Here is a 610-nt window from a genome sequence, read left to right on the forward strand (position 1 = left end):
CAAGATCCTACAGCTTATTTGTCAGGTTTGGTCGAACGCTCAAAGGCAATCTCCGAGTTACCAAAGGGATATTTACCTAGCAGAACTTACTACTGTGTATCGAACTCCGAAATTTTAGGTGCAATCCGAGTTCGCAAAGGTACTAATACCAACGTAGAAAATGTCATTGGGCATGTTGGCTACGAAACTAGACCGTCAGCTCGTGGTAAAGGTGTAGCCTCATTTCTCCTCGCTTGGGTGCAAGAGCACGTTGTCACTGACGCAATTATTGTTACTTGTTCAATTGACAATCCTGCATCCCAAAAGGTTATCGAAAACTGTGGCGGTGAGTATCTTGGCAACTACACAAGTGAAAACGAGGGCACTGTAAGGCGCTACCGTTTAGCGCGCACATAACAAAGCGTTCAAGAGGGATTCTCAACGCTTGGCGGTTTTGGCTCAAAGTTTAGTTTTTGTGTTTATGGCACAATGGTTTAAGTTGGGTGGTATAGCGTTGTTCACCCCTTAACGCGGCGTTAAGTGTATCTACAAGTGAGGAGGCTAAATTGGCAAGGAAATCTTCGATAGAACATGTGTTTAATGAACTGGTTGATGTGAGTAAGCAGTTTTG

1 protein-coding gene is annotated in these 610 nt (G+C 44.1%); it reads left to right on the plus strand.

Going from position 1 to position 610, the window contains the following annotated elements; all coding sequences use genetic code 11:
* Positions 1 to 396 (plus strand): GNAT family N-acetyltransferase (locus R8O11_RS29235; RefSeq protein ID WP_318195125.1); only part of this gene is annotated, 396 nt, incomplete at its 5' end.
* Between the last annotated feature and the right edge of the window lie 214 nt (positions 397 to 610).

Source organism: Vibrio sp. 1288 (assembly GCF_033344475.1).